The 26470-nt window shown below is 71.6% G+C and carries 27 protein-coding genes; 18 read left to right on the forward strand and 9 right to left on the reverse strand.

Annotated features, from left to right (window positions below; all coding sequences use genetic code 11):
* Window positions 1–78 precede the first annotated feature (78 nt).
* The 14 genes from rpsP (at window position 79) to EAE32_RS06305 (ending at window position 12444) form a co-directional block, all read left to right on the forward strand.
* A complete protein-coding gene (rpsP, locus tag EAE32_RS06240) occupies window positions 79–507 on the forward strand; it encodes a 30S ribosomal protein S16 (protein ID WP_121864483.1) in 429 nt (142 codons plus the stop codon).
* Between the two features lie 2 nt (window positions 508–509).
* Window positions 510–752 carry an RNA-binding protein gene (locus EAE32_RS06245; RefSeq protein WP_029603087.1) on the forward strand — a complete coding sequence of 81 codons (243 nt, stop codon included), beginning with the start codon at window positions 510–512 and terminating at the stop codon, window positions 750–752.
* A 123-nt stretch (window positions 753–875) separates the two neighbouring features.
* On the forward strand, window positions 876–1448 hold the full coding sequence (rimM, locus tag EAE32_RS06250; protein ID WP_121844997.1) for a ribosome maturation factor RimM: 573 nt from the start codon (window positions 876–878) through the stop codon (window positions 1446–1448).
* A 2-nt stretch (window positions 1449–1450) separates the two neighbouring features.
* The gene (trmD, locus tag EAE32_RS06255; RefSeq protein ID WP_121864819.1) at window positions 1451–2470 is read left to right on the forward strand and encodes a tRNA (guanosine(37)-N1)-methyltransferase TrmD; all 1020 of its coding nucleotides are present in this window, start codon (window positions 1451–1453) and stop codon (window positions 2468–2470) included.
* A 175-nt stretch (window positions 2471–2645) separates the two neighbouring features.
* Complete coding sequence (gene rplS / locus EAE32_RS06260) at window positions 2646–3008, forward strand: 50S ribosomal protein L19 (RefSeq protein WP_012398134.1); 363 nt, start codon at window positions 2646–2648, stop codon at window positions 3006–3008.
* 64 nt (window positions 3009–3072) lie between these two features.
* Window positions 3073–3708 carry a signal peptidase I gene (lepB, locus tag EAE32_RS06265; protein ID WP_243635605.1) on the forward strand — a complete coding sequence of 212 codons (636 nt, stop codon included), beginning with the start codon at window positions 3073–3075 and terminating at the stop codon, window positions 3706–3708.
* A 102-nt stretch (window positions 3709–3810) separates the two neighbouring features.
* Window positions 3811–4626, forward strand: coding sequence for a signal peptidase I (gene lepB, locus EAE32_RS06270; protein ID WP_121864485.1), 816 nt, complete (start codon window positions 3811–3813; stop codon window positions 4624–4626).
* Window positions 4623–5429: a ribonuclease HII gene (locus EAE32_RS06275; RefSeq protein ID WP_121864486.1), complete on the forward strand. Its 807-nt coding sequence runs from the start codon at window positions 4623–4625 to the stop codon at window positions 5427–5429. The genes lepB (EAE32_RS06270) and EAE32_RS06275 overlap by 4 nt, the downstream gene beginning before the upstream one ends.
* A 147-nt stretch (window positions 5430–5576) precedes the next feature.
* Complete coding sequence (locus tag EAE32_RS06280; RefSeq protein ID WP_121864487.1) at window positions 5577–6023, forward strand: YraN family protein; 447 nt, start codon at window positions 5577–5579, stop codon at window positions 6021–6023.
* Between the two features lie 303 nt (window positions 6024–6326).
* Window positions 6327–7574, forward strand: a complete 1248-nt coding sequence (locus EAE32_RS06285) for a hypothetical protein (protein WP_124035163.1) — start codon at window positions 6327–6329, stop codon at window positions 7572–7574.
* 203 nt (window positions 7575–7777) lie between these two features.
* Window positions 7778–9391 carry a YifB family Mg chelatase-like AAA ATPase gene (locus EAE32_RS06290; RefSeq protein WP_165860447.1) on the forward strand — a complete coding sequence of 538 codons (1614 nt, stop codon included), beginning with the start codon at window positions 7778–7780 and terminating at the stop codon, window positions 9389–9391.
* The gene (dprA, locus tag EAE32_RS06295) at window positions 9388–10764 is read left to right on the forward strand and encodes a DNA-processing protein DprA (protein ID WP_121864489.1); all 1377 of its coding nucleotides are present in this window, start codon (window positions 9388–9390) and stop codon (window positions 10762–10764) included. The genes EAE32_RS06290 and dprA overlap by 4 nt, the downstream gene beginning before the upstream one ends.
* A complete protein-coding gene (locus tag EAE32_RS06300; RefSeq protein ID WP_121864821.1) occupies window positions 10724–11737 on the forward strand; it encodes a tyrosine-type recombinase/integrase in 1014 nt (337 codons plus the stop codon). The genes dprA and EAE32_RS06300 overlap by 41 nt, the downstream gene beginning before the upstream one ends.
* Window positions 11738–11940: 203 nt before the next feature.
* Window positions 11941–12444: a DUF3145 domain-containing protein gene (locus tag EAE32_RS06305; RefSeq protein ID WP_121844989.1), complete on the forward strand. Its 504-nt coding sequence runs from the start codon at window positions 11941–11943 to the stop codon at window positions 12442–12444.
* Window positions 12445–12749: 305 nt separating this feature from the next.
* Here EAE32_RS06305 and EAE32_RS06310 read toward each other — a convergent pair whose 3' ends face one another.
* From EAE32_RS06310 to aceE, 6 genes are all read right to left on the reverse strand, one after another.
* Entirely contained in the window at window positions 12750–14012 is a 1263-nt protein-coding gene (locus EAE32_RS06310) for a beta-ketoacyl-[acyl-carrier-protein] synthase family protein (RefSeq protein ID WP_121864490.1), read from the reverse strand.
* Window positions 14013–14129: 117 nt separating this feature from the next.
* A complete protein-coding gene (locus EAE32_RS06315; RefSeq protein ID WP_121844987.1) occupies window positions 14130–14375 on the reverse strand; it encodes an acyl carrier protein in 246 nt (81 codons plus the stop codon).
* A 148-nt stretch (window positions 14376–14523) separates the two neighbouring features.
* The gene (locus EAE32_RS06320) at window positions 14524–15591 is read right to left on the reverse strand and encodes a beta-ketoacyl-ACP synthase III (protein ID WP_121844986.1); all 1068 of its coding nucleotides are present in this window, start codon (window positions 15589–15591) and stop codon (window positions 14524–14526) included.
* 57 nt (window positions 15592–15648) lie between these two features.
* Complete coding sequence (locus EAE32_RS06325) at window positions 15649–16560, reverse strand: ACP S-malonyltransferase (protein WP_121864491.1); 912 nt, start codon at window positions 16558–16560, stop codon at window positions 15649–15651.
* Between the two features lie 91 nt (window positions 16561–16651).
* Entirely contained in the window at window positions 16652–17887 is a 1236-nt protein-coding gene (locus EAE32_RS06330; RefSeq protein WP_121864822.1) for a PucR family transcriptional regulator, read from the reverse strand.
* A 147-nt stretch (window positions 17888–18034) separates the two neighbouring features.
* On the reverse strand, window positions 18035–20773 hold the full coding sequence (gene aceE / locus EAE32_RS06335) for a pyruvate dehydrogenase (acetyl-transferring), homodimeric type (protein WP_121864492.1): 2739 nt from the start codon (window positions 20771–20773) through the stop codon (window positions 18035–18037).
* 350 nt (window positions 20774–21123) lie between these two features.
* Between aceE and EAE32_RS06340 the strand changes: the two genes are divergently transcribed.
* The 3 genes from EAE32_RS06340 to EAE32_RS06350 are packed head-to-tail and all read left to right on the forward strand — an operon-like array spanning window position 21124 to window position 22949.
* Window positions 21124–21540, forward strand: a complete 417-nt coding sequence (locus EAE32_RS06340; protein ID WP_121844983.1) for a DUF3052 domain-containing protein — start codon at window positions 21124–21126, stop codon at window positions 21538–21540.
* A 40-nt stretch (window positions 21541–21580) separates the two neighbouring features.
* Entirely contained in the window at window positions 21581–22042 is a 462-nt protein-coding gene (locus tag EAE32_RS06345) for a redoxin domain-containing protein (protein WP_121864493.1), read from the forward strand.
* A 1-nt stretch (window position 22043) separates the two neighbouring features.
* On the forward strand, window positions 22044–22949 hold the full coding sequence (locus EAE32_RS06350; RefSeq protein WP_121864494.1) for a Sir2 family NAD-dependent protein deacetylase: 906 nt from the start codon (window positions 22044–22046) through the stop codon (window positions 22947–22949).
* 387 nt (window positions 22950–23336) lie between these two features.
* Here EAE32_RS06350 and ppgK read toward each other — a convergent pair whose 3' ends face one another.
* Both ppgK and map read right to left on the reverse strand, forming a co-directional pair.
* Entirely contained in the window at window positions 23337–24170 is an 834-nt protein-coding gene (gene ppgK, locus EAE32_RS06355) for a polyphosphate--glucose phosphotransferase (RefSeq protein ID WP_121864495.1), read from the reverse strand.
* Window positions 24171–24285: 115 nt separating this feature from the next.
* On the reverse strand, window positions 24286–25182 hold the full coding sequence (map, locus tag EAE32_RS06360; RefSeq protein ID WP_121864496.1) for a type I methionyl aminopeptidase: 897 nt from the start codon (window positions 25180–25182) through the stop codon (window positions 24286–24288).
* A 176-nt stretch (window positions 25183–25358) separates the two neighbouring features.
* Between map and EAE32_RS06365 the strand changes: the two genes are divergently transcribed.
* Entirely contained in the window at window positions 25359–25535 is a 177-nt protein-coding gene (locus EAE32_RS06365; protein ID WP_121844978.1) for an SPOR domain-containing protein, read from the forward strand.
* Between the two features lie 78 nt (window positions 25536–25613).
* Here EAE32_RS06365 and panB read toward each other — a convergent pair whose 3' ends face one another.
* Window positions 25614–26465: a 3-methyl-2-oxobutanoate hydroxymethyltransferase gene (panB, locus tag EAE32_RS06370; RefSeq protein ID WP_121864497.1), complete on the reverse strand. Its 852-nt coding sequence runs from the start codon at window positions 26463–26465 to the stop codon at window positions 25614–25616.
* Between the last annotated feature and the right edge of the window lie 5 nt (window positions 26466–26470).

Raw genomic sequence — 26470 nt, forward strand, 5'->3', positions numbered from 1 at the left:
GGGAACCCACGTGCTGCCCGCCCCACGGGCCGGTGTGTGCGGTGACCGATTCCATTCGAAACAGGAGTAACCACACAAGTGGCAGTCAAGATTCGTCTCAAGCGTATGGGCAAGATCCGCGACCCGCGTTACCGCGTGGTGGTCGTCGACTCCCGCAAGAAGCGCGACGGTCGCGTGATCGAAGAGGTCGGCGTGTACCAGCCGACCGAGAACCCCTCGTACATCAACCTGGTGTCCGATCGCGTGCAGTACTGGCTCGGTGTGGGCGCGCAGCCCTCCGAGGCCGTGCTGGCTCTCATGAAGATCACCGGTGACTGGCAGAAGTTCAAGGGCGAGCCGGGTGCCGAGGGCACCCTCAAGCAGCCCGAGGCCAAGAAGCAGTTCGTGGCCCCGGACAACGGCTCCGTGATCATCCCCGAGGCGATCACTCCCAAGACCGAGAAGGTCGAGGAGGCCCCCGCCGAGGAGACCGCCGTCGCAGAGGGCGACGCCGAGAAGGCCGAGTGAGCATGCTCGCCGAAGCCCTCGAGCACCTCGTCCGCGGCATCGTGGACAACCCCGAGGACGTCTCGGTGCGTTCCCGCGACAACCGTCGCGGGGAGACGCTCGAAGTGCGCGTGCACCCGGATGACCTGGGTCGCGTGATCGGACGATCGGGGCGCACGGCCAAGGCCCTGCGCACCGTCGTCAGTGCACTGGCTTCCGGCGAGAGCGTCCGCGTGGACGTGGTCGACACCGACCGTCGTCGCTGAGCGGACACCCGCGTACCACGGCCCCCGTTCCTCCCGAGGAACGGGGGCCGTGCTCATATCCGCGCTGCTCCCGGTGACGCGCCGCGAGCAGCCACACACCACAAGGTCCCGCGAGGAGAAGGCATGAGCGTTCGGGTTGCCCGAATCGGAAAACCGCACGGCGTGCGGGGTGAAGTGACCGTGGAGCTGTTCACGGACGATCCGCAGGCGCGCTTCGCGCCCGGCTCGGTGCTCGGCGTCCAGCCCGGGCGGGGCGCCCGGCGCGGTGCCGACGGCGAGAGGGCGGCGGAGCCGCTGCGCGTCGAGGCGCTGACGGTCACCGGCTCGCGGTGGAACAAGAGCGTGCTGGTGGCCCGCTTCGCGGAGATCGCGGACCGCAACACCGCAGAGGCCGCTCGCGGGCTGGAGCTCTTCGCGGAGGTCGCGGACCTCCCGCTCGACGACGACGAGTGGCACCAGGACGACCTCCTGGGACTCGTGGCCGTGGACACCACCCGGGACGAGGCACGCATCGGCACCGTCAAGGCGCTGATCCAGGGACGCGCCCAGGACCTCCTGGAGATCACACCGGAACGGGGCGGGCCGGCCGTCTTGGTCCCGTTCGTCGAGGAGATCGTGCCCGAGGTGGACCTGGACCGCGGGCTCGTGCTCGTGACCCCGCCCCCGGGACTGCTCGAGCTCGGCGAGGACGCGTGACCGTGCGCATCGACGTCCTGAGCATCTTCCCCGAGTACCTCGAACCCCTGAAGCTCTCCCTGATCGGCAAGGCCGTGACCGACGGGCTGCTGCAGTTGCAGGTCACGGACCCGCGCGCCTTCGCCACGGACCGGCACCGCACCGTGGACGACACCCCCTACGGCGGGGGCGCGGGCATGGTCATGAAGCCCGAGCCCTGGGCCCAGGCGCTGGAATCCGTGGTGCGGGCCGCCGCGCAGGATGCGGCGCTCGCCGAGCCGCCGGCCGCTCCTGGCGCCCCGCCCGCCGGCGGCAGCACGGCGCTCGCCGCCCACGAGGTGGCGGAGTCTGCCATGAGCGGGCTGGGCAGCCCCCAGGTCCCCACGGACGACGCCGCTGCTCGCGCCCTCCCGGGCCAGGCAGCGGCACCCGGCCGTGCGGCGTCGTCGCGGCCCGTGCTGGTGGTGCCGTCCCCGGCGGGGGAGGTGTTCACGCAGGACGTCGCCTACGAGCTGGCCGCGGAGGAGCACCTGGTCTTCGCGTGCGGGCGCTACGAGGGCATCGACGAGCGCTTCCTCGACTGGGCGCGGGGTGAGGTGCGCGTGCGCCCCCTGAGCCTGGGTGACTACGTGCTCAACGGGGGAGAGGTGGCCGTCCTGGCCATGGTCGAGGCCGTGACCCGGCTGATCCCCGGCGTGATCGGCAACCCGGAGTCCCTCACCGAGGAGTCGCACACCGGCGGGCTGCTGGAGTACCCGGTGTACACCAAGCCCGCCGCCTGGCGGGACCGCGAGGTGCCGGAGACGCTGCTCTCGGGCCACCACGGCCGGATCGCACGGTGGCGCAGGGACCAGCAGCTCGTGCGCACCGCACGGCGCCGGCCGGACATGGTCCTGGCACTCGACCCCGCCCACCTGGACCGCGCAGACCTCGCCCTGCTGGCCGAGGAAGGCTTCGCCGTGCGCGACGGGTCGTGGCACCGTGAACCACAGCGCCGTGAGCGGGGGCACACCGGGGCGGGCGAGGCCCCCGATATGGCATAATGGGCGGCTGTGTGAGCGTCGGGCACGCCCCTGCCGCAGGGGGGAGAGCGACCAACGGCGCACCGCTCGGGACGGCCACTTCATGCTCCGTACCGAACCCTGGAGCGTCGTCACCCCACGGGGTGGCACGCGAACCACACGTGAGAGACCTGCGGCGATCACGAGGAGTCACATCATGAACATTCTTGACCAGCTTGATGCCAAGTCCCTGCGCGACGACGTCCCCGACTTCCGTCCCGGCGACACCCTGAACGTGCACGTGAACATCGTGGAGGGCAACCGCTCCCGTGTCCAGGTGTTCAAGGGCTTCGTCATGGGCCGTCAGGGCTCCGGCGTCCGCGAGACCTTCACGGTCCGCAAGGTCAGCTTCGGCGTGGGCGTGGAGCGCACCTTCCCGGTGCACTCCCCGATCATCGACAAGATCGAGCTCGTGAGCCGCGGCGACGTCCGCCGCGCGAAGCTGTACTACATGCGCGACCGTCACGGCAAGGCTGCTCGCATCCGCGAGAAGCGCGAGTCGAGCGCATCGAGCAAGTAAGACTCACCGGGTGCCACAGCACACGGAACACGCGGAGGGCCCGGCAGCTGCCGGGTCCTCCGCCGTGAGACGGCCCGTTTCCCCCCGGACGTGGTGGTTCCGGGTGGTGCTCGCCGCCCTGCTCACGGCGCTGCTCGTGACCGCGCTCGTGCGGGGTTTCCTGCTGGACGTCTACTGGGTGGGTTCCGGCTCCATGGAGCCCACGCTCGAGGGCGGGGACCGGGTGCTGGTGGACGAGACCGTGTCCGGCGAGGAGGCCCAGCGCGGGGACCTCGTGGTCTTCGACGGCCGCGGCTCCCTGGACCCCCTGCACTCCTCCGACCCCTGGTACGAGCAGGCCGCACAGTCAGTGGGGCAGTGGCTCGGACTCACGGGGTCCGGCACCAGCTACGTCAAGCGCGTCATGGCCGTGCCGGGCGACACCGTGGCGTGCTGCACGGCCGAGGGCCTGCTCACCGTCAACGGTCAGCCCCAGCACGAGGACTACGTCTACCCTGGTGATGCACCGTCGGACATCCCGTTCTCGGTACACGTGCCGCAGGGGCGCGTGTGGCTCATGGGCGACCACCGCAGCGTGTCCGTGGACTCCCGCTCCCTGCTCGGTGCCCCGGGCGGTGGCCTGATCCGTCAGGACCGCATCGTGGGCACCGCCGAGCGCGTGGTGTGGCCCCTGGACCGGGCTCGCTCCCTGAAGGGCTGACCCCCTCTGCCGGGCGACTCCCGGGACCCGGCGCCGCGGCGTCGGCCGGTGCACCACGACGGGCCGCCCCGGACTCGCCAGACCGTAGAAAAGGATTGTGCAGTGGCTGAGCAGCACGCAGCGGGTGCCGAGGGCATCCACCCCACGAACGACCCCGGCACCCCCGGCGGGTCCGTGGACCCGCAGTCCGGAGCGGATTCCGCCGCCCCCACCCGCCGTGCGCGCCGCGGCGGCTCCCGGAAGTCCCAGAAGGCCACCGGAGGCTGGGGAGCGGTCCGCGAGATCGCCATCGTGGTGGTGCTCGCGCTGCTCATCGCCTTCGTGGCCAAGACGTTCCTGATCCGTGGCTACTACATTCCCTCCGGCTCCATGGAGCAGACCCTCGAGCTCGACGACCGGATCTTCGTCAACGTGCTCGGCGCGAGGACGGGGCACATCGACCGCGGGGACATCGTGGTCTTCGACGACACCCAGGGCTGGCTCCCCGAGGCGCCGGCCGCCCGCACGAACCCCGTGCGGCAGGGTCTGGAGTTCGTCGGGCTGCTGCCGGACAGCAGCCAGCAGGCGCTGGTCAAGCGCGTGATCGGCGTGGGCGGGGACCACGTGACGTGCTGCGACGCCTCCGGCAAGGTCTCCGTCAATGGCAAGGCCTTGGACGAGCCGTACCTCTACCCGGGCGCCGCCCCCTCGGACTTCCCCTTCGACGTCACCGTGCCCGAGGGCAAGTTCTTCGTGCTGGGCGACCACCGCAACGCGTCCGCGGACTCCCGCTACCACATCGAGACCGGCACCCAGTTCGTGAGCGAGCAGGACGTGGTGGGCACCGCGTTCGTGACGGCCTGGCCGCTGGACCGGTTCCGCTTCCTGCACAACCCCGAGGACGTCTTCGCGGACGTCCCCGCACCGGCGCGCCCGTGAGCCCCGCGCGTCCGGCTCCCACGCTGGACACGGAGACGGAGCTCGCGCGTGACGGGGCGCGCTTCGTCGCGGGGATGGACGAGGTGGGCCGTGGCGCCCTCGCGGGCCCGGCGAGCGTCGGACTCGTGGTGCTGGACGTCCCGGTGCTGCTGGGGCCGTCCCCGGACGACGCCGCCCGGACGGGGACCGCGCACACGTCCGGTTCCCCGCGTCCCGCGGTGCCACCCGGTCTCCGAGCGGCGTCGCCCGCCCCGGGGCGTGCGGATCGCACGCCGGCGCGGCCCTGGGAGGGTGTGCGGGACTCCAAGGCCCTGAGCGCGGCGCGGCGGGAGGCACTCGCCCCCGGGATCGGCGAGTGGGCCGTGGCCACCGCGGTGGGACACGCCCAGCCCGCGGAGATCGACGAGCTGGGGATCACGGCGGCCCTGCGGCTGGCCGGTCTGCGGGCGCTGGACGCCGTGCGGCGGGCGGGCGCGCGCGTGGACGCCCTCATCCTGGACGGATCGCACAACTGGCTGGATGCGGCTCCCGTGCTGGGCCAGGAGGAGGCCCCGGTCGAGCTGCCACCCGTGGTCCGCACGCTCGTGAAGGCGGATGTCGCGTGCGTCAGCGTGGCAGCCGCCTCCATCCTCGCCAAGGTGGAACGGGACGCGCTCATGACGCGCCTGGCCGCTGCCCACCCGCAGTACGACTGGGCGTCCAACAAGGGCTACGGCAGTGCTTCCCACCGGGCGGCGCTGCTGGAGCACGGCGTCACCGCGCAGCACCGGCGGAGCTGGAACCTCGGCGTGCGCCCCAGCTGACCCCGGCCGGGACCGGCGGGCCCGAGACCCGTAGTCCCCGCGCGGTGCCTGCGGTGAGGGGGGCCGTTGCCCTTCCCGCACGGCACCTGTCCTCCACACCGCCTCAGATCGGGTGCGCCCCGGACGGGGCTCGCTCACAGTGGTGCCATGACTGCACCCTCGACCACCGTCACCGCATCCACCCGCACAGGGAACGGCCCGCCGCAGGAACCACCTGCCGTGGACCGCCAGGGTGTGGGGCGCGCGGGGGAAGAGCTCATCGCCGGTCTGCTGGAACGCTCCGGCTGGACCGTGCGGGACCGCAACTGGCGGCCCCCGCGGGGGCAGGGGGCGCCGCGCGGGGAGCTGGACATCGTGGCCGAGCGTCACGGGCGGGTGACCGTGTTCGAGGTCAAGACCCGCTCCGGGGTCGACTCCGGGCACCCCTACGAGGCCGTGGGCGCCGACAAGCTGCGGCGCCTCCACGTGCTGGCGCGGGCCTGGGCCAGGGCGCACCACGACGCCCGGGTGCCCACCGTCGACGTCGTCGCCGTGCACTGGCCGCGCGGGGCCTCGCCACGGGTGGAGCACGTGGGCTCGATCGGCTGGCTGTGAGGACGCGCCCGCTGGTGCCCGCTCGCAGGCACGGGCGCCGTCCGAGGGGGCGTTGTCCGTGAGCCGGGTTCACGGTCCGCGGGCCACCGTCACGGGTGTGCCGTCTCTGCGCCCCACACGCCAGTGCGGCGCCTCGCAGGGGTCGTGCACCCGGCACGGGATCCCGTTCGGGGACCGGGTGGCGACCGGGTCACATCGTGCGGGTCACATTGCGTCGGCCGGCCTCCGCCATTATGAATTTCCCCCGGCCCGTGCCACGGTACTGTCCGGACGACCACCGCCGGTCGGCGAACGGGGGAACGCATGAAATCCGGGGTCTGGCTGCCGCATGTGCTCTCCGCCGCCGCGCTGACGACCACGGCGGTGCTGTGTCTCTCGTCCTGCGGGGCACCGGACGAGACCTCAGGTGTGCACGGCGCCTCCCCGCAGTCGGCGTCACCCACCGGGACCGGACTGCATCCCGGGGTCTTCAAGGCGGAGCTGCCCAACGGCGCGTCGGTGCGGATCACCGTGCCGGCGCGGAGGGTTCCCGACGAGCGTCTCGAGCAACTACGGCGCGAGGCCGGGGTACCGCGAGCCACCTATGCCACGGTGGACATCGACAACCGCTCCGGGCGCTCACCCGTCTCCGCAAGTCGGCTGGTCCTCACGGCCCGGGACGGCGCGACCTACCAGCTGGAGCACGTGTCGCGCGCGGTGAAGAGGTGGCAGCCCCGTGCTTCCGGCGGCGGCCACGTGACCCCCAGCGGCACCACCCTGGATGCCGAGGCCGCGCAGACACTCCGGAACCGCATCTGTGCGACCGCCCGTGGGGCGTCCGGCGACATCCCCGTGGGGGAGCGAGGGCGGAACATCCTCGTGGGGGACGTCTCCGGCATCCCGGACAGCTTCGCGAGCCTCGAACTCGTTCCCCTCATCGGCGACCGTGAATCCGCCCCGGTGCAGGGGCGTCCCGAGGGGAGCACCGGCACGTCGGGGGAACCGGGCCACTCGGACGGACCGGGAGAGGGCGGGCCCCCCGGTGGCGGGGGCGACGAGTCGAGCCGTGCCCCGGCGGGCGACATCCCGCCCGAGAACCCGCTCCCGGAGGACCCGCAGCCCACCGGTCCGGCCTCGCCCGCCGTGCCGCCGGATCCTGCGGTGCCGCCGGGCCCCGTGGGGCCGGTGGTTCCGGATCCGGTGAACCCGCCGCCTGTGGTTCCGGACCCGATCGTCCCAAACCCGATCGTCCCCGACCCGGATCCCGTTCCCACGGTGCCCCCGGTGCCCGAGCCCCCGGTGCCCGAGCCGACGGTGCCCGGGGAGGCCCTGCCGGATCCCGTGGTTCCGACGATCGACCCGCCGGCGCCCGGTGTTGCGGCAGCTGCGCCCGAGAGCCGTGAGAAGGACGGCCGCGTGCAGCACGGCTCGTCCGTGCTCGGTTCGGCGGGGACGGCACCTGCGGTGTCCTGCCTCGTGATTCCTGTGCCGGTGTCCCCCTCCACACCCGGGCTCCTGGCGGCAGCCGAGGTCCCGGATGCCGTTCCCGGTCCCGCGCACGGGAAGACCTAGCAGCGGTTGAGCAGGCCACACCGGCGACACCGCGCGAGGGCGGGCGAGGGTGCGTCACGGGTGCTCACGGTGACTCGTCCCAGCTCACGCCCGACCACGAGGTTCCCAGCCGCGCCCGCGTCCCACCTGCCACCCGCGGCAAGCGCCCTGCACATCCAGCGGGGGCCCGCCCCGTGAGCCCCCGCTGGGGGCACGGTGGTGCCATGACTTCCGAGACCGTGGTGCAGAGACCTTCCAACCCTGCGACGACCCGTGCCGTGGGCGGGTTCGCCCGGAGCCGCAGCATTGCCCTCGTGGGGCTCGAGGGGCACGTGGTGGACGTGGAAGCGGACATCGGCCAGTCCCTGCCCGGGTTCACGATCATCGGCCTGCCGGACCAGGCGGTCAACGAGTCCAAGGAACGGATCCGATCCGCGGCCCGGCACGCGGGCGCGCCGCTCTCGCCCCGCAAGATCACCGTGAACCTCTCACCCGCGACCCTTCCCAAGCGGGGCTCACACTTCGACGTCGCCGTGGTCATGGCCGTGCTCGCGGCGCAGGGGGTGGTGCGTCCTCCCGGTGACACCGTGTTCTACGCGGAGTTGGGACTGGACGGTTCGCTGCGCCCCGTGCGCGGGGTGCTCCCCGCCGTGCTCGCCGCCGTCCGCGCGGGCCACCCCCGCGTCGTCGTCTCCGCCGCGAACCGGGCCGAGGCGGAGCTGGTGGCGGGCGCGTCCGTGAGCTCCGCCGGTCACCTGGCCCAGCTGCTGGTCGAGCACGGGGCGGATCCCGCACTGCTTGCGTTCGCGGAGGCTGGCGCAGGGGCCCCGGAACCAGCACCGGACCCACGGGGAGAGCCGGTCGCCGAGGGGGCGCCCACCCCGGACCTGAAGGATGTGGTGGGCCAGGTGGAGGGGCGGCAGGCCCTGGAGATCGCCGCGGCGGGCGGGCACCACCTGCTCATGGTCGGTCCGCCCGGGGCGGGAAAGACGATGCTTGCCGAGCGGCTGCCGGGCATCCTCCCCGACTTGTGTGACCAGGACTCGCTGGAGGTCACCTCCGTGCACTCGCTGCGCGGCGACGCCGCCTGCTCGGCACTGCTGCGCCGGCCACCTTTCCAGGCACCGCACCACAGCATCACCATGCCGGCCCTGTGCGGCGGGGGCAGCGGCATACCCCGCCCCGGGGCCATCTCCCTGGCGCACAGGGGAGTCCTGTTCCTCGACGAGGCGCCGGAGTTCGAACGGCGCGTCCTGGACGCCCTGCGCCAACCGCTGGAGTCGGGGACCGTGATGATTGCACGGGCGCAGTCCGTGGCGCACTACCCTGCGGACTTCCAGCTCGTCCTGGCCGCGAATCCGTGCGCCTGCGGTCGCGCCGAGGGAACGGGGCAGGCCTGCACGTGCAGCGCCGTGCAGCGGCGTCGCTACTTCAGCAAGCTGTCCGGGCCCCTGCTGGACCGGGTGGACCTGCAGCTGCGCGTGCCGGCCGTGACCTATCACGAGCTCAGCTCCGTGCACGGCTCGCCCCCCGAGGACAGCGCCGCAGTGGCTCGGCGGGTCTCGGGCGCACGCGGTGCCCAGGCGGAGCGGCTGCGTGCCTTCGGCTGCCGGGTCAACGCCGGCGTTCCGGGCTCGCTGCTGCACCGCGGGCTGTCACCGGGCGCGCGTGCCGTGCGGCCGTTGAAGGCCGCCATGGAGAACAGGACCCTCACGGCTCGCGGTTTCGTCAAGGTGCTGCGCGTGGCGTGGACCCTCGCGGACCTCGACGGCACCACGGTGCCGACCCCCGAGCACGTGCAGCTGGCGCTGTACTTCAAGACCACGGTGACGGCATGACCGGGCGGCAACCCGAAGAGGAGCAGCTCCCGGCGGAGGAGCGCCCCGTCGCGGACCAGTCCTTTCACCCACGCACCGGGTCCTCGGCGGCCCACGCGACGTCCTGGGTCGCGAGCGGGACCACCAGGGACTCCGAGCTCGAGACCGTGCGCGCGTGCCGGGTCCGGCTGGCCCGCCTCGTCGAGCCCAGCGACACCGCCGGTCTGCTGCTGCTCGCGGCCATGGGCCCCGAGACGCTGTGGCGCGCCGTCGTCGAGCTGGAGGCGCCGACTCCCGCTCTGCACTCGATCCTGCGGCAGGCGGCCCACGAGGCCGCCCCTGGAGCCCGCGTTCCGGACCTGGGCGCCCGGTTCGCCGCCTGGCGGGCCCGGCTGCCCGTTCCCGAGGACGACGTGGAGGCGCGCCACGCGCGGAGCATCGGGGCGTGGACCGTGGTCCCCGAGGACCCGGACTGGCCTCCGCAGCTCGCGGACCTCGGGCTCCAGCAGCCCATCGTGCTGTGGGGCCGAGGTGACCGGTGCCTGCTTCCCGCTCTGCGGCGCTCGGTCGCGGTGGTGGGCTCCCGCAATGCCAGTGCGTACGGTGCGGCCGTGACCAGGGAGATCTCCCGCGAACTGGCCGTGGCCGGCTGGTGCGTGGTGTCCGGTGGAGCCTACGGGATCGACGCCGTGGCCCACGGTGCCGCTCTCGAAGCGGGTCCGGAGCGCGGGGCCACCACCGCAGTGCTGGCGTGCGGGGTGGACCGCTTCTACCCGGCGGCGAACGCCGAGCTGCTCGCCCGCACGTGCGAACGCGGCCTGGTGCTCAGCGAAGTGCCCCTGGGGTGCGCCCCCACGCGGTACCGCTTCCTGCAGCGCAACCGGTTGATCGCGGCACTCACCAGGGCCACCGTCGTCACGGAAGCCGCCTGGCGCTCGGGGGCCCTGAACACCGCCCGGCACGCCGCAGGGCTGTCCCGGGACGTCGCGGCGGTCCCCGGTGACGTGCTCGTGGGCGGATCGGCCGGATGCCACCGACTCATCCGGGACGACAACGCCGTGCTGGTGGGCAGCGGGAGCGAGGTCCTGGAACTGGTGGGACCGCTGGGCAACACGGCCGCCAGGGGACAGGAGGAACGTCGTGCGCAGACGTCCCACCGCGCCACGGACGGGCTCGACCCCCATCTCCTCAGACTCTTCGACGCGCTGCCGCTGCACCGTGATGCGGACCCGTCCCACCTGTGCCGGGTCTCGGGGCTGAGCCCTGCCCAGGTGCTCACGGGTCTGGTGTCTTTGCAGGAGCGCGGCCTGGCCACCGACTCCCTGCTCGGATGGCGGCGGGTAGGCTCCGATCATGGGCGAACGATCAGAGGTGATTCCGGCACCCGTCCCTGAAGGACGAGGCGAACCCGTCGGCACGGCCCCCTCTCAGGACGACTCCCCGCCGGGGCCCCTGGGCCACCTGCTGCCCGGGTTCCGAGCGCACCTCGCGCTGGAGCGCTCCCGCAGCGAGCACACCCTCCGCTCCTACGTCGCGGACGTCGCAGACCTCTCACGGTGGATGCTGGAGGCCGGCATCGACGGCCCGGACCTGCTGGACCGTGACGCCTTGCGCGGGTGGCTGGCGCAGAGACACCAGCGGGGTCTCGCGCGCAGCTCCGTCTCGCGGGGGATCGCGGCGGTGCACACGTTCTTCCGCTGGGCAGTGGACACACAGGGGCTGCGGCACGACCCCTCGGCGGGACTGAGGGGCCCCCGACCCGCTCGGCACCTCCCGGAGATCGTGGGGGCCGCAGCGCTGGCGGACATGCTGGACGGTCTCGAGGAACGGGCGCTCGCGGAGCACGACGACGAGCACTCGGCAGCTCTCGCCGCACGCGACTGGGCGCTGCTCGAGCTGCTCTACGCCACGGGGGCCCGCATCAGTGAGCTCGTCGCGCTGGACCGCGGCCACGTGGAGCCGGCGAGCCACGTGCTGACGCTCACCGGCAAGGGGGACAAGCAACGTCGTGTGCCCTACGGGGACAAGGCGGGAGAGGCACTCGCCCTCTGGGGACACCGCCGGGAGACCCTGGCCACCCGGGCCGCCGCAGACGCGGTCTTCGTGGGAGCCCGCGGGGCGCGCATCGACGTCAGGGTTGCCCGTCGCGTGGTGACGTCCGCACTGGAACTCGTGCCGGACACGGGGGCCCGGGGCCCGCACAGCCTCCGGCACAGTGCCGCGACCCACCTCCTGGACGGGGGAGCGGATCTGCGCACCGTGCAGGAGCTGCTGGGGCACGCCACGGTGGCCACCACGCAGATCTACACCCACGTGTCCGTGGAACGGATCAAGCGCGCGTACTCCCAGGCTCATCCCCGCGCTTGACTTCTGCCGCCGAGGTGATCTCCGGGTTGACCACCCGGTAGCCCTCCTGGACAATGAGACCGAGCACGGGCAGTGCCGCGGCCTCGAATCTGCGGTGTCGGCCCGTACCACCCACCAATTTCATACGCGCACCGGGTGTCACACCCTGGGCCTTCCGGGCAGGACGTTGGGGAAGACGTACCTACACGACGGAGGAACAGGCTATGTCTTCACCCACCACGCGGGGAGTGCTCTACGTGCACTCCGCGCCGCGGGCGCTGTGCCCCCACATCCAGTGGGCCCTGGAATCCGTGTCCCACCGGCGCACGGATCTTCAGTGGACCCCGCAGAACGCCGAGCCCGGATGCGTCCGCACCGAGCTGGAGTGGTCGGGTCGCGCGGGCACCGGTGCCCTGCTCGCCTCCGCGTTGCGCACCCTGGGGCGGGTCCGCTTCGAGGTCACGGAGAACGCGAGCCAGGGCAACGACGGCTCCCGCTGGTCGTTCACCCCGGATCTGGGGATCTTCCACGCCACCACGGACGTGGCGGGGAACATCTGCGTGAGCGAGGACCGCATCAAGTACGCGTTCGAGGCCTCCGGAGGAGACCCCGAGGCCGTGGTCTCGGAGCTGTCCCTCGCGCTCGGTGAGGCCTGGGACGAGGAGCTGGAGCCGTTCCGCCACGCGGCGGAGGGAGCTCCCGTGCGCTGGCTGCACCGCGTGGGCTGACCCGCCGCGCGGCGGTGTCGGTCTCTTCGGCAGTGCTGGCCTCCTCGGCACGGCGCGTCGGCACGAATCCCGGGACGCCGCCTCCGGGAAGGAGCGGGAACGTCAGAGACGGGCACGACAGCTCACGGCCGTGCCATGACCGGTCCGCCCAGCAGCGTGGTGGCCACGGTGCCCCGGGGTCTTGAGCTTTCGTTCCTCTTCCACCGTCTGTGAAAGAACCCCCCGGTGCCCGGCTGATCGGACGGGCACCGGGGGGTTCTCCTGCTGGGTGCCGCCGCGGTCCGTCGGCCGCGGCAGGCAGAGCCTCAGACGGAGCGGAACGCCGCCACCGAGTTGTGACCCCCGAACCCGAAGGAGTTCGAGATGGCCACCATGTCCCCGGAGGGCAGGTCGCGGGCGGTGGTCACGACGTCCAGGTCGATGCGGGGGTCCTGGTTCTCCAGGTTGATGGTGCAGGGTGCGGTGCGCTCCGTGAGGGCCAGAACGGCCAGCACACCCTCCACCGCTCCGGAACCGCCCAGCAGGTGACCGGTCATGGACTTGGTGGCGGAGACGGCCATCTGGTCCACGGCGTCCCCGAAGGCCGCGCGCAGGGCACCGGCCTCGGGCACGTCCCCCACCGGGGTGGAGGTGGCATGTGCGTTGACGTGCTTGATGTCCTCCGGGGCGATGTCCCCGGACTCCATGGCCTCGCGCAGGGCACGGGCGGGACCGCCCTCGTCCCCGGTGGCCGGCGCCGTGATGTGGTGGGCATCCGCGCTGAGGCCGGCTCCGGCGAGCTCTGCGTACACGCGGGCACCGCGGGCGCGGGCGTGCTCCTCGGACTCGAGGATGACGGCACCGGCGCCCTCACCCATGACGAAGCCGTCGCGGTCCACGTCGAAGGGACGGGAAGCCCGCTCCGGCTCGTCGTTGCGGCGGGAGAGCGCCTGCATGGAGTTGAACGCCGCAATGGTGATGGGGTGGATGGCGCTCTCGGCCCCGCCCACGATCACCACGTCCGCCTTGCCCGAACGGATGAGGTGCAGCCCCTGGTAGAAGGCCTCGGTGCCGGACGCGCACGCGGACACGGGGGTGATGGCGCACGCGCGGGCCTTGAACTCCATGCTCACGGAGGACGCGTTGCCGTTGGGCATGAGCATGGGAACGGTCATGGGCTTGACACGCCTCGGGCCTTTCTCGCGCATGGTGTCCCACGCGTCGAGGAGGGTCCACACTCCGCCGATCCCGGTGCCGAAGGCCACCCCCAGTCGAGTGGGATCCACCTCGTCGCTGGTGTCGGCGTCCCGTCCCGAGAAGCCGGCGTCGGTCCAGGCCTCGCGGGCGGCGGCCACGGACAGCTGGCCGGAGGGATCGAGGCGCTTGGCCTGCACGCGGGACACGACGTCCTCGGCGGGCTGGGGGGAGAGGGCGCCGATGCGCACGGGCAGGTCGTAGGTCTGCACCCAGTCCTGCTCGAGGGCGCGAACACCGGAGACGCCCTGGAGGGCGCTCTTCCAGGTCTCCTGGACGTTCTCACCGATGGGCGTGATGGCGCCCAGGCCGGTGACCACTACTTTGCGGGACATGTTGTGCACTTCCTCGTGTCCGAATTCGCAGATGATCCAGGGGCCGTCACTGCGGCCACCCGGTGTGACGGCGGTGGCGCACCCCGGTGCCGGGGTGCGCCACCACTCGCCCGGGCGTCAGGCCTGGGCGTTGTCGATGAAGTTGACGGCGTCCTCGACGGTCTTGAGGTTCTTGACCTCTTCGTCGGGAATGGTGACGTCGAACTTCTCCTCGGCGTTGACCACGATGGTCATCATGGAGATCGAGTCGATGTCGAGGTCCTCGGTGAAGGACTTGTCGAGCTGCACGGCGTCGGTCTCGAGGCCGGTCTCTTCGTTCACGATCTCTGCCAGGCCGGCCAGGATCTCTTCTTTGCTCGCCATGGGGCTTCCTTTCGTTGAGGTCGCGCTGTGCAACCGTACTGGTGAGCGCGGGGGTTCCGGGGAATCCCTGCGCGGGCCGCCCGATTGCTCGGGCCGGTCCTCGGACTGGAGGTGTGCGGTCTTACCCTACGACACCCGGGGGACAGGATCAGGGCAGCAGGACCACCTGGGCGCCGTACACCAGACCGGCACCGAAACCGATCTGGAGGGAGGGCTTGCCCGAGAGCTCCGGGTGCTCCGCGAGCAGCCGGTGGGTGGCCAGGGGGATCGAGGCCGCCGAGGTGTTGCCGGCCTCGGCGATGTCCCGGGCCACGATCACGGACTCGGGGAGCTTGAGCACCTTGGCCATCTGGTCGATGATGCGCATGTTCGCCTGGTGCGGGACGAAGGCCGCGAGGTCCTCGGGGGCCAGCCCGGCGGCGTCGAGCGCCTCCTGGGCCACGCGGGCGCCCTCCCAGGATGCCCAGCGGAAGACGGTCTGACCGTCCTGGCGCAGGGTGGGCCACAGGGTGGCGTCCGGGCGCATCTGCCCGGTCTCCGGGTCCACGAGGTCCTTGGCGTGGGTGCGCTCCCGGCCCTCCTCCACGGCGCGGATGTCCGTGAGGGGGTGGGTCATGCGGATGGCGTCCCACTTGGAGCCGTCCGAGCCCCAGACGGAGGGGCCGATGCCCGGGACGTCCGATGGGCCGATGACCACGGCGCCGGCGCCGTCGCCCAGGAGGAATGAGATGGAGCGCTCGGTGTTGTCGATGACGTCCGAGAGCTTCTCCACCCCGATCACCAGGACGTTGGTGGAATCCCCGGAACGCACCAGCGCGTCCGCCTGCGCCACGCCGTAGCAGTAGCCGGCGCACGCTGCGGAGATGTCGTAGGCCGCCGCGGGCGTGGCACCGAGCCGGTCCGCGAGGTTCGCGGCGAGCGAGGGGGTGAGGTAGGGGAAGGTCACGGTGGAGACGATGATGGTGCTCAGCTGGTCCCCGGTGAGCCCCGAGTTGGCGAGAGCCTCGCGGGCGGCGTGCTCGGCCATGTCCAGCACGGCGACGTCCTGCGGTGCACGGTGACGGGTGTGGATGCCCGTGCGCTTGACGATCCACTCGTCCGAGGACTCGATCCACTGGCAGATGTCGTCGTTCGTGACGATCTCCGAGGGGCGGTACGCGCCGATGCCCAGGATCCGGGTGTGTGCGTTGGGAATGTTCTGCTTGATGGTCGCCACGAGAGGCCGACTCCTTACCTGGTGCGGATCACAGCGAGTGGTGCGGTGGGCACCTGCTCAGCTCAGCGTACTCCGCACGCCCTCGAGGTCCTGCGGAGTGTTGACGGCCACGGCGGGAACGCCCTTGAGACCGCGCTTGGCGAGGCCCACCAGCGTGCCGGCGGGCGGCAGCTCCACGACCCGCTCCACACCCATCGCAGTGAGCGTCTGCATGCAGGCGTCCCACCGGACGGGGCGGCACACCTGGTCCACGAGGGACTCCAGGGCGGCCTGGCCGCTGGTGACGGGCGCGCCGTCGAAGTTGCTGAGCAGCGGCTGCGCGGGATCCTCCGGGGACAGCTCGGGAACGAGGTCACGCAGGGGCCGCAGCGCCGGTGCCATGTGCTCCGTGTGGAACGCCCCGGCCACCTTGAGTCGGATGACCTTGGCACGAGCGGGCGGGTTCTCGGCGAGGGCGTCCAGCTGCTCGAGGGTCCCGGCGGCGACCACCTGGCCGCCCCCGTTGGCGTTCGCCGCCGTGGCTCCCACGGCGGCGATGGCGGCGGCGACGTCGTCCTCCTTGCCGCCGAGCACGGCGGCCATGCCCGTGGGGGTCGCGGCGGCGGCGCGGGCCATCTCGGTGGCGCGCACCCGCACGAAGCGCATGGCGTCCTCCTCGCTGAGTACCCCCGCCAGTGCGGCGGCGGTGATCTCGCCCACCGAGTGCCCGGCGTGGACCACGTCCTCGCGGCCCTCGAGCACGGGGGCCAGCAGTCGGCCCGCGAGCAGGCCCGCGGCCACGATGAGCGGCTGGGCCACCGCCGTGTCCTTGATGGTCTCCTCGTCCGCCTCGGTGCCGTAGTGCGCGAGGTCGAGCCCGGCGGCATCGGAGAGCCGCGCGAGGTGCTCGGGCACACCGGGGACGGTGAGCCACTCGGTGAGGAATCCTGGCTTCTGTGACCCCTGGCCGGGGCAGACGAGTGCAATCACCCGACCATTCCACCAAGTCGACCGGGGCGTGCGGACCAGCCGAGATCACCAAGCCGGGAGACCTGATTTGTGGCTTCTCTACAAGTCGATGTCACTCGGTGGCGTGCAGGCGGCCCGCGAGCACCGCGCAGTGCAGCACGAACGCGTCCCGGGGCAGCAGGGGGTCCCACCCGGTGATGTCGCTGACGCGGCGCAGCCGGTAGCGCACCGTGTTGGCGTGGACGAACAGCTCCCGTGCCGTCGCCTCCAGGGAGTGGCCCACACCGAGGTAGGTGCTCAGGGTGTCCACCAGACCGGTGGAGGACGCGGCCAGCGGCTGCCACACGGCCTCGACCATGGCCTGCACCGCGAGCGGGTCGCCGTTGACAGCCCGCTCGGGCCACAGGTCCTCCGAGCAGACCGGGCGCGGAGCCTGCGGCCAGGCCCACGCCGCACGGAGACCGGCGTTGGCGCGGTCCGCCGAGTGCCTGGCCTCGAAGACGGAACTCACGGCGGGGCCGTGCACCACGGGGCCGTCACCGCAGACGGCAGCGAGCCGCTCCAGGGAACGCTCCCGGTCCCTGAGCCCGCCCAGGATGAGCACCAGCCGGTCGGTCTGAATGGTCACGAGGCACTCCGCGGCGTGGCGCGCGACCACGCGACGGATCCGTTCGACCCCCGCGGGGCCGGTGGTCTCGGGTGCGGCGCCCACCATGACGGTCACGTCCCCCTCGTCCGTCCAGCCCAGGGCGGAGACCCGGGAGCGCAGCGAGTCGGAGTGGTCGCCCCGCAGGATCCCGTCCACCACGAGGGACTCGAGCCGGGCGTCCCAGGAGCCGCGGTTCTCCGCCGCCCTGGCGTAGACGTCCGCGGCGGCGAACGCCACCTCCCGGGAGAACCGGAGAACGGCCTCGCGCAGGGCCACCTCGTCGTTGTGCTGGGCGAGTTCGGGGACCTTCTCCTCGACCACGTCCACGACGATCCGCAGCACTTGCAGCGCGTTCTGCAGAGTGATGGACCGGGTCAGCTCGGTGGGAGCCTGCCGGAAGATCTCGGTGAGCACCCACACGGGTTCCTGGGGGTTCTCGTACCAGCGTACGAAGGAGGCGATGCCGCGCTGGGCCAGCAGGCCCAGTTCCGAGCGCTCGTCCGCCCGCAGCCCCTCGAACCACGGGAGGGACGTGCTCAGCCGTTGCACCGCCACGGTGGAGACCTGCCCGAGGTTCGCCGTCAGGTTCTCCAGGGTGCGGGGATGGGGGGTGCCCTGCTGCCGGCTGCGCAGGGACCACGCGCCCCGGCGCGAAGGGCGTGGCTTGCGGGGGGCGGACCCTGAGGCGTCGGTGGGCATGAGACGAGGGTAGTCGATCTCCATTCCTGCGCCCCCGGGGCTGGTCCTGGGCCGTCACCGTCCCCGAGTCGGCGCTGAACGGACGAGCGCCCCGCCCCGGGAGTCCGGGGGCGGGGCGCTCATGGTGCCGCGGTCTGGTGCCCGGTGCTACGCGTCGCCACCGGCGTTTCCCGAGGTTCCGGCCCCGGGGTTCGCCAGCTCGTAGCGGGTGAGCGCCTCTGCGGGGGCGGACCAGTCCACCTCGCCGCGCTTGGCGAGCATCTCCAGGGTGCGGACCACCATGGAGTGCGCGTCGATGGTGAAGAACCGGCGCGCACCGGCGCGGGTGTCGGCGAAGCCGAACCCGTCCGCACCGAGGGACGCCCAGTCGTTCGGCACGTACTGCCGCACGGAGTCCGGCAGCTGTGCGGCGTAGTCGCTCGTGGCGACCACGGGACCCGTGGCGCCGGCCAGCGCCTGGGTGATGAAGGGCGTGCGGGCGCCGGACTCGGGGTCCATGAAGGCGTCCTGCTCGGCGGCCATGGCGTCACGGCGCAGGTTGGTCCACGAGGTCACGGACCAGACGTCCGCTGAGACGCCCCACTCCTCGGCCAGGATCTTCTGGGCCTCGAGCGCCCACGGAACGCCGACGCCGGAGGCCAGCAGCTGCGCGCGCGGGCCCTCGGTCTCGGCCGGCTTGAGCAGGTAGATGCCGTTGATGATGCCGTCGACGTCCACGTTCTCCGGCTCGGCCGGCTGGTGGATCGGCTCGTTGTACACCGTGAGGTAGTACATGACGTTGTGGTCCTCGTCGCCCGTGCCGTACATGTGCTCGATGCCGCGCTTGACGATGTGCGCGATCTCGTAGCCGTAGGCGGGGTCGTAGTGGATCACGGCGGGGTTGGTCGCGGCCAGCAGCGGGGAGTGCCCGTCCGCGTGCTGCAGGCCCTCTCCGGTGAGCGTGGTGCGCCCGGCGGTCGCGCCGATCACGAAGCCGCGCGCCATCTGGTCCGCGGCAGCCCAGAACTCGTCACCCGTGCGCTGGAACCCGAACATCGAGTAGAAGATGTAGAACGGGATCATCGTCTCGCCGTGCGTGGCGTAGGAGGTGCCGGCGGCGGTGAACGCGGCGGTGGCACCGGCCTCGTTGATCCCGGGGTGCAGGATGACGCCCTGAGCCGACTCCTTGTAGGCCAGCATGAGTTCGCGGTCCACGGAGAGGTAGTTCTGCCCGTTCGGGTTGTAGATCTTGGAGGTGGGGAAGAACGAGTCCATGCCGAACGTGCGCGCCTCGTCCGGGACGATCGGCACGATGCGGTGGCCGAAGTCCTTCTCGCGCATCAGGTCCTTGAGGATGCGCACGAACGCCATGGTGGTCGCGGCCAGCTGCTTGCCGGAGCCCTTCTTGCCGGACGCGTAGGCGCGCTCGGAGGGGAGGGTGATCTCCTTCTGGGCGTGCGGCCGGTCCGGGACGAAGCCGCCGAGCTCCTTGCGCCGCTCCAGCATGTACTTGATCTCGGGGGAGTCCGCACCCGGGTGGTAGTACGGCGCGTTGTAGAGGTCCGCCTCCAGCTGCTCGTCCGTGATGGGGATGCGCAGGTGGTCACGGAAGGCCTTGAGGTCCTCCAGCGTGAGCTTCTTCATCTGGTGGGTGGCGTTGCGGGCCTCGAAGTGCGGGCCCAGGCCGTAGCCCTTGATGCCCTGCGCCAGGATCACAGTGGGCTGGCCCGTGTGCTCCAGTGCGGCCTTGTACGCCGCGTAGACCTTGTTGTAGTCGTGGGCGCCGCGCTTGAGGTTCCAGATCTGCTCGTCGGTGTAGTCGGCCACGAGCTCCTTGGTGGCCGCCGAGCGCGCGAAGAAGTGGTCGCGCACGAAACCGCCGGACTCCGCCTTGAAGGTCTGGTAGTCGCCGTCGAGGGTCTCGTTCATGATCCGGACCAGCTCGCCGGTGTGGTCCGCCTCGAGCAGGGCGTCCCACTCGCGCCCCCACACGACCTTGATGACGTTCCAGCCGGCGCCGCGGAAGAACGCCTCGAGCTCCTGGATGATCTTGCCGTTGCCGCGCACGGGCCCGTCGAGGCGCTGCAGGTTGCAGTTGACCACGAAGGTGAGGTTGTCCAGCTTGTCGTTGGCGGCCAGCTGGAGCACGCCGCGCGACTCCGGCTCGTCCATCTCGCCGTCGCCCAGGAAGGCCCACACGTGCTGCTGGGAGGTGTCCTTGATGCCGCGGTTGTGCAGGTAGCGGTTGAACTGCGCCTGGTAGACCGCGTTCATGGGGCCGATGCCCATGGAGACCGTGGGGAACTGCCAGAAGTCGGGGAGGGAGCGCGGGTGCGGGTAGGAGGGCAGCCCGTTCGGGGCCTTGGTCTTCTCCTGCCGGAAGCCGTCCAGCTGCTCCTCGGTCAGGCGCCCCTCGAGGTAGGCGCGCGCGTAGTTTCCGGGGGAGGAGTGGCCCTGGAAGAACACCTGGTCACCGCCGCCCGGGTGCTCGGGACCGCGGAAGAAGTGGTTCAGGCCCACTTCGTAGAGCGTGGCCACGCCGGCGTAGGACGAGATGTGCCCGCCCACGCCCACGCCGGGGCGCTGGGCGCGGTGCACCATCACGGCCGCGTTCCAGCGCAGGAAGGCGCGGTAGCGGCGCTCGATCTCCTCGTCACCGGGGAACTCCGGCTCCTGGTCCACCGGGATCGTGTTCACGTAGTCGGACGTGGTCACCATGGGCACGCCCACGGAGTGGGTGCCCGCGTGCTGCAGGAGGGCGCGCATGATGTACTGCGCCCGAGCGGTGCCCTGCGCCTGGATCAGGGCGTCGAAGGACTCGATCCACTCCCGGGTCTCATCCGCGTCCGCGTCCTGCAGGTTGTTCGTCAGGCCACTGAGGATGTGGTGATTGCTGTCAGAAGACACGTGAACCTCTCTATCGTCAGCTCCGTGTCGCGGGATCCCCGGGGCGGAGCGGTGTGCCAGGCGACGGGCCGTTCGGAGTCGAACGCGGTTCCCGTCGTCCTCTCATCGTGTCACAGGCTACGGCGCGGGGGATCGCGGCGACAGGGTTCTGCGCGTCACACCGCGCGGCACCCCGGTGTCACACGCCACGGCAATGCCGCGGCGGTCCGCCTGTTGGCTTGAACGTGCGGCTAAAGCAGTGTTGTCTTTATTACGCACCGTCGGCGGACCCGCCACGGTGAGTTTGAGTCCGACCCACCGACCGGTGGCCACCGGCACTCACGCGACCCGGCTTGAGAAGGAGAGACACGGTGAGCGAGGCGAAAGCCCCCGAGGAGAGCATTGCGGAGCAGCTGAACCTGAAGGACGGCGACTACGTCCAGGAGTTCGGCTACGACGACGACGTCGATGCGGACCTGCGGGAGCGGATCGAAGCCGCCATCGGCTCGGAGCTCTTCGACGAGGAAGCGCAGGAGGTCGTGGACGCCGTGGTGCTGTGGTGGCGCGACGGCGACGGCGACCTCGTGGACGAGCTCGTGGACGTCCAGACCACCCTCGACGACGGTGGTGTGGTCTGGCTGCTGACCCCCAAGGCCGGGCGGGAGGACCACGTCTCACCCGCTGACGTGCAGGACGCCGCCTCCACGGCCGGGCTCCACGTGACGAGCGCGGCCCGGGTGTCCTCCGACTGGTCCGTCTCCCGACTGGCCCCCAAGCGCAACTTCTGATTCCGAGCCGCGCGGCGCACTCGTCGCGGAAGAGGACACCATGACCGACACCGGATCCACCGCCCCGGACTTCCGTCTCCCGAACCGGGAGGGTGAGAGCCGCACCCTGTCGCAGTACCGGGGGGCGCCGGTGGTGCTCGTGTTCTTCCCGTTCGCGTTCTCACCGATCTGCACCGACGAGCTGTGCCACCTGCAGGACCACACGGACACCTTCGAGGAGTTCGGGGCCCGGGTGCTGTGCATCTCCACCGACAGCCACTACGCCCTGGACGCCTTCGCCCGGCAGGAGTCCTACGACTTCGAGATGCTCTCCGACCACTGGCCCCACGGGGAGGTGGCGCGCGCATACGGTGTGTTCGACGAGCAGGAGGGCTGTGCGCGCCGCCACACCGTCACGGTGGACGCCTCCGGCATCGTGCGGGACGTCAGCTCCGCGGACATGACCGAGGCGCGGGAGTGGGACCGGCTGCGCGGCGTGCTCGAGAACCTCCCCCGCCCCTGACATGCCCATCAGGGTGATCCGCGCCGGCTACGGTGCGCCGGTGGAACCGGGACTCTTCCCGGATCCCGCCGCCCTGGACGCCAGCTCCGGCCTGCGTCCCGTGCACGAGCTGCTGGTGGGCCGCCGCATCGTCGTACTGACCGGCGCGGGCGTGAGCACCTCCTCCGGGATCCCGGACTACCGCGGTCCCGGCTCCAGGCCGCGCAACCCCATGACGTACCAGGACTTCATGGGCAGCGTGGAGAACCGGCGGCACTACTGGGCGCGCAACCAGTACGGCTGGCACTTCGTGGCCCGGGCGCAGCCCTCCGCGGCTCACACGGCGCTGGCCGCGCTCGAGGCCCGCGGCGTGGTGGACGGGATCATCACCCAGAACATCGACACGCTCCACCAGAAGGCCGGCTCCCTGGCAGTCGTGGACCTGCACGGCACCTACGCCTGGGTGGTGTGTACCGCGTGCGGTTCGCGCTTCCCCCGCGGGGAGGTCTCGCGGTACCTGGACGAGCTGAACCCCGGCTTCTACGACGGCATGGGCTCCGGGGCGGAGATCGAGTACGCGCCGGACGCCGACGCCACGGTGGAGCACACCGGGGGCTTCCGGGTGTGGGACTGCCCCGTGTGCCAGGGGGTCCTGAAACCGGACGTGGTGTTCTTCGGGGAGAACGCGTCCGGCCTCAACGTGGCACTGGCCCGGCGGATGGTCTCCCGCGCGGGGGCGCTCCTGGTGGCGGGCAGCTCACTCACCGTGAACTCGGGACGGCGCTTCGTGCGCCAGGCCGCGCGGGAGGACATCCCCGTGGTCATCGTCAACCACGGCGTCACGGGAGGCGACTCGCTGGCCACGCTCAAGGTGGATGCGCCCGTGGGGGAGTTCCTGACGTCCCTCACCGGGCTCCTCGCGCGGTGACACCGGTGCTTGCCCCCGGGGCCGGGAGGTCATAGACTCGTCAGCACGAGACCCCGAGGGTCTGCGGAGGGGAAGCCGCGGACATCATCGGGGTCTCGCTCATTTCTGCCCTGCTCAGGTCCGTCTCGCTCGTGGCCGATGGCTCCCCGCCGTTGGTCAGCCGAGGACGACCAACGGCCCCCGACTCCGTGTGGAGCCGGGGGCCGTTCCCGATCCGTGACGAGGAGCCCCGGTACCGGTCGTGCCACCGAGCACGGCCGACGACTGCGTCGACCCGAAGACCGTGCCGAACGGTCGTCGGAGGTCGTCGGACGGCCGTGACAGGCATGGAACGTCACCGAGCCCGGGGCCGCGCCGGGCGGCGTCGTCCGGCGTGCGCGGCGCAGGTCAGTCGATCGGGTCGATGACCGGCTTCGCGGCCTGCGCGTCGCGGCACTGCTGCGCCCACAGCGCGGCACCCACGATGCCGGCGTTGTTGCGCAGGGCCGCGATCTCCACCGGCGTGCGCAGCTCGAGGTAGGGCAGGAACTTCTCCGAGTTCTTGGACACGCCCCCGCCGATCACGAACAGGGACGGGGAGAACAGGAACTCCACGTGGGAGAAGTAGCGCTGCAACCGTTTGGTGGCCCACTTCTTCCACGGCAGCTGCTCGCGCTCTCGGGCCGCGGCCGAAGCCCGGGTCTCGGCGTCGTGGCCGTCGATCTCCAGATGACCCAGCTCGGCGTTGGGCACGAGCTGGCCGTTGAGGATCATGGCGGAGCCGATGCCGGTGCCGAGGGTGATGACCATGACCAGACCCTCCTTGCCCCTGCCCGCCCCGTAGTGGGCTTCCGCGAGCCCGGCGCCGTCGGCGTCGTTGAGGGCCTCGACCTCGCGTCCGAGCGTTTCCGTCATCAGGGCGTCCACGTCCGTGTTGATCCAGGACTTGTCCACGTTCGCCGCGGACAGGGCCACGCCGTTCTTGATGATGGCCGGGAACACGATGCCCACGTGGCTGTCCGGTTCCGGAGCCTCCGGACGGGACTGCAGCTCGTCCACGATCTGCCTGACCACGCCCGCCACGGCCGCGGGTGTGGCGGGCTGCGGCGTGGGGATGCGGAAGCGCTCGCCCACGAGCTGACCGGTGGAGAGGTCCACGATCCCGCCCTTGGTGCCGGTGCCACCGATGTCGATTCCAATGCCGTACTGCGAGACGACACCCTGCGGAGTCCCTGAGCTCATGAACGGTCCCTTCGGTTCACGGTCTTTCGCTGTGCCGGGGCGGTGGATGGTCCTGACCGGCCCCCCTGTCCCCGAGTTTACGGTCACGGTGCCGCGGATCACGGGAGGACGAGGATCACGGGAGAGTGAGGATCTCCGCGCCGTCCTCGGTGACCACCATGGTGTGCTCGTACTGCGCGGTGCGCAGGCGGTCGTGCGTGGTGATGGTCCAGTCGTCGTCCCACTGGTCCCACGCGATCGTCCCGAGGGTGAGCATGGGTTCAATCGTGAAGATCATGCCCGGAACCATCTCGGTGCTGTAGGACGGGGCGGCGTCGTAGTGCGGCACGATCAGCCCGGTGTGGAACTCCCGGCCCACGCCGTGGCCCGTGAAGTCCCGCACCACGCCATAGCCGAAGCGCTTGGCGTACTTCTCGATGACGCGCCCGATCACGTTGATCTCCCGGCCGGGACGCACCGCCTTGATGGCCCGGTTGGTGGCCTCCAGGGTGCGCTCCACGAGCAGCCGGGAGTCCTCGTCCACGTCCCCCACCAGGAACATGGCGTTGGTGTCGCCGTGCATCCCGTTCTTGTAGGCGGTCACGTCCAGGTTGATGATGTCCCCGTCCTCCAGCACCGTGGAGTCCGGGATCCCGTGGCAGATCACCTCGTTGAGCGAGGTGCAGATGGACTTGGGGAACCCGCGGTACTCCAGGCAGGAGGGGTAGGCCCCGTGGTCGCACATGTACTCGTGGGCGATCCGGTCCAGCTCGTCCGTGGTCACCCCTGGCCTGGCCTCCGCGCCCGCGGCCTGCAGCGCCCGGGCCGCGATCTGCCCGGCCTCGCGCACGAGCTCGATCTCCTCGGGGGTGTAGACGTTCGAGGCACTGCCCTCGTCCGGCTCCAGGCGCCCCACGTACTCCGGGCGCTCGATCTCCCGCGGCACGGGGCGCAGGGGCGAGAGCGTGCCTGGGCGCAGTGCGCCGGTCGGGGCGGTGGATCCGGGGGCGGGTGCGAGGTTGTGGCTGGTCACGATGGGTCGATGCCTCCTGCGGCGGTCGAGCGGTGTGTCCCGGGGCGTGGCAGCACTCCGGACAGCTGATTCACCAACTAGCCTAAGCCTTGGGTCCCGGGCCTGTTCCGTCCGGGTGTTCGCACCCCGCGTCCCCGCGGGCAGACGGCGCCGCGCGCCGGGAAGAGAGGCATCACATGGCCGAGTACTGGTACAACCTCTACACCAAGCAGGTCGAGGAGGGCGCCCAGGACGACTACCGCAAGCTCATGGGCCCCTACGCCACTCGCGAGGAAGCGGCACGAGCCCTGGAGCACGCGGCGGAGAACACCAAGCGCTGGGACGACGAGGACACCGCGTTCAAGGGCGACTGACGCGCCGGCGTGAGGGGGCGGCGTCGTGCTCCGGCGCCGCCTGCGCAGGCGGGGGTGGACGGGCCGGGCGGAGCCGGGCTAGCCGCGGTAGGAGTGCTCCTCCGCGGGGAAGGCTCCCGAGCGGACGTCCGCCACGTACGCGGACACGGCCTCCGAGGCGAGCTCCGCGAGCTGCGCGTACTGCTTGACGAAGCGCGGCATGGGCCCGGTGCGCAGCCCCAGCATGTCCTGCCACACGAGTACCTGGCCGGTGGTCACGTCTCCCGCGCCGATGCCCACGGTGGGGACGTCGAGCGCGTCCTCCACCGCGGCGGCCGCGTCCGCCGAGACCATCTCGAGCAGCACCGCGAAGCAGCCGGCGTCCTGCATGGCCCGGGCGTCGTCGAGCAGCTGCTGGGCCGCGGCCCCCCGCCCCTGGATGCGGAACCCGCCCAGGGCGTGCTCGGACTGCGGCGTGAAGCCCACGTGGCCCATCACCGGGATGCCCGCGCGCACCACGGCCGCCACGTGCTGGGCGAGGTCCGCGCGCGCCTCGATCTTCACGGCGTGCGCTCCGGACTCCTTCATGATCCTCACGGCGCTGCGCACCGCCTGGGCCGGGGACTCCTCGTAGCTGCCGAAGGGCAGGTCCACGAGCACCATGGCGCGCTGCGCGCCGCGGGCAACGGCCGCGGCGAGGGTGGTCATATGCTCCAGTGTGACGGGCAGCGTGGAGTCGTGGCCCAGCACCGTGTTGCCCAGGGAGTCGCCCACGAGCAGGATGTCCACACCCGCGCGGTCGAAGATCCCGGCGGTGAGCACGTCGTAGCTCGTGAGCATCGAGAACTTCTCGCCCGCGTCCTTGGCGCGCTGCAGGTGCACCGTGCGCACGCGTTGGACGTCGGCCAGGGAGGGCGCTGCGGGGGTGCCGTGGGGCTGGGAGTCGCTCATTCCTC

Source organism: Kocuria tytonicola, assembly GCF_003687175.1.
Lineage (GTDB): Bacteria > Actinomycetota > Actinomycetes > Actinomycetales > Micrococcaceae > Kocuria > Kocuria tytonicola.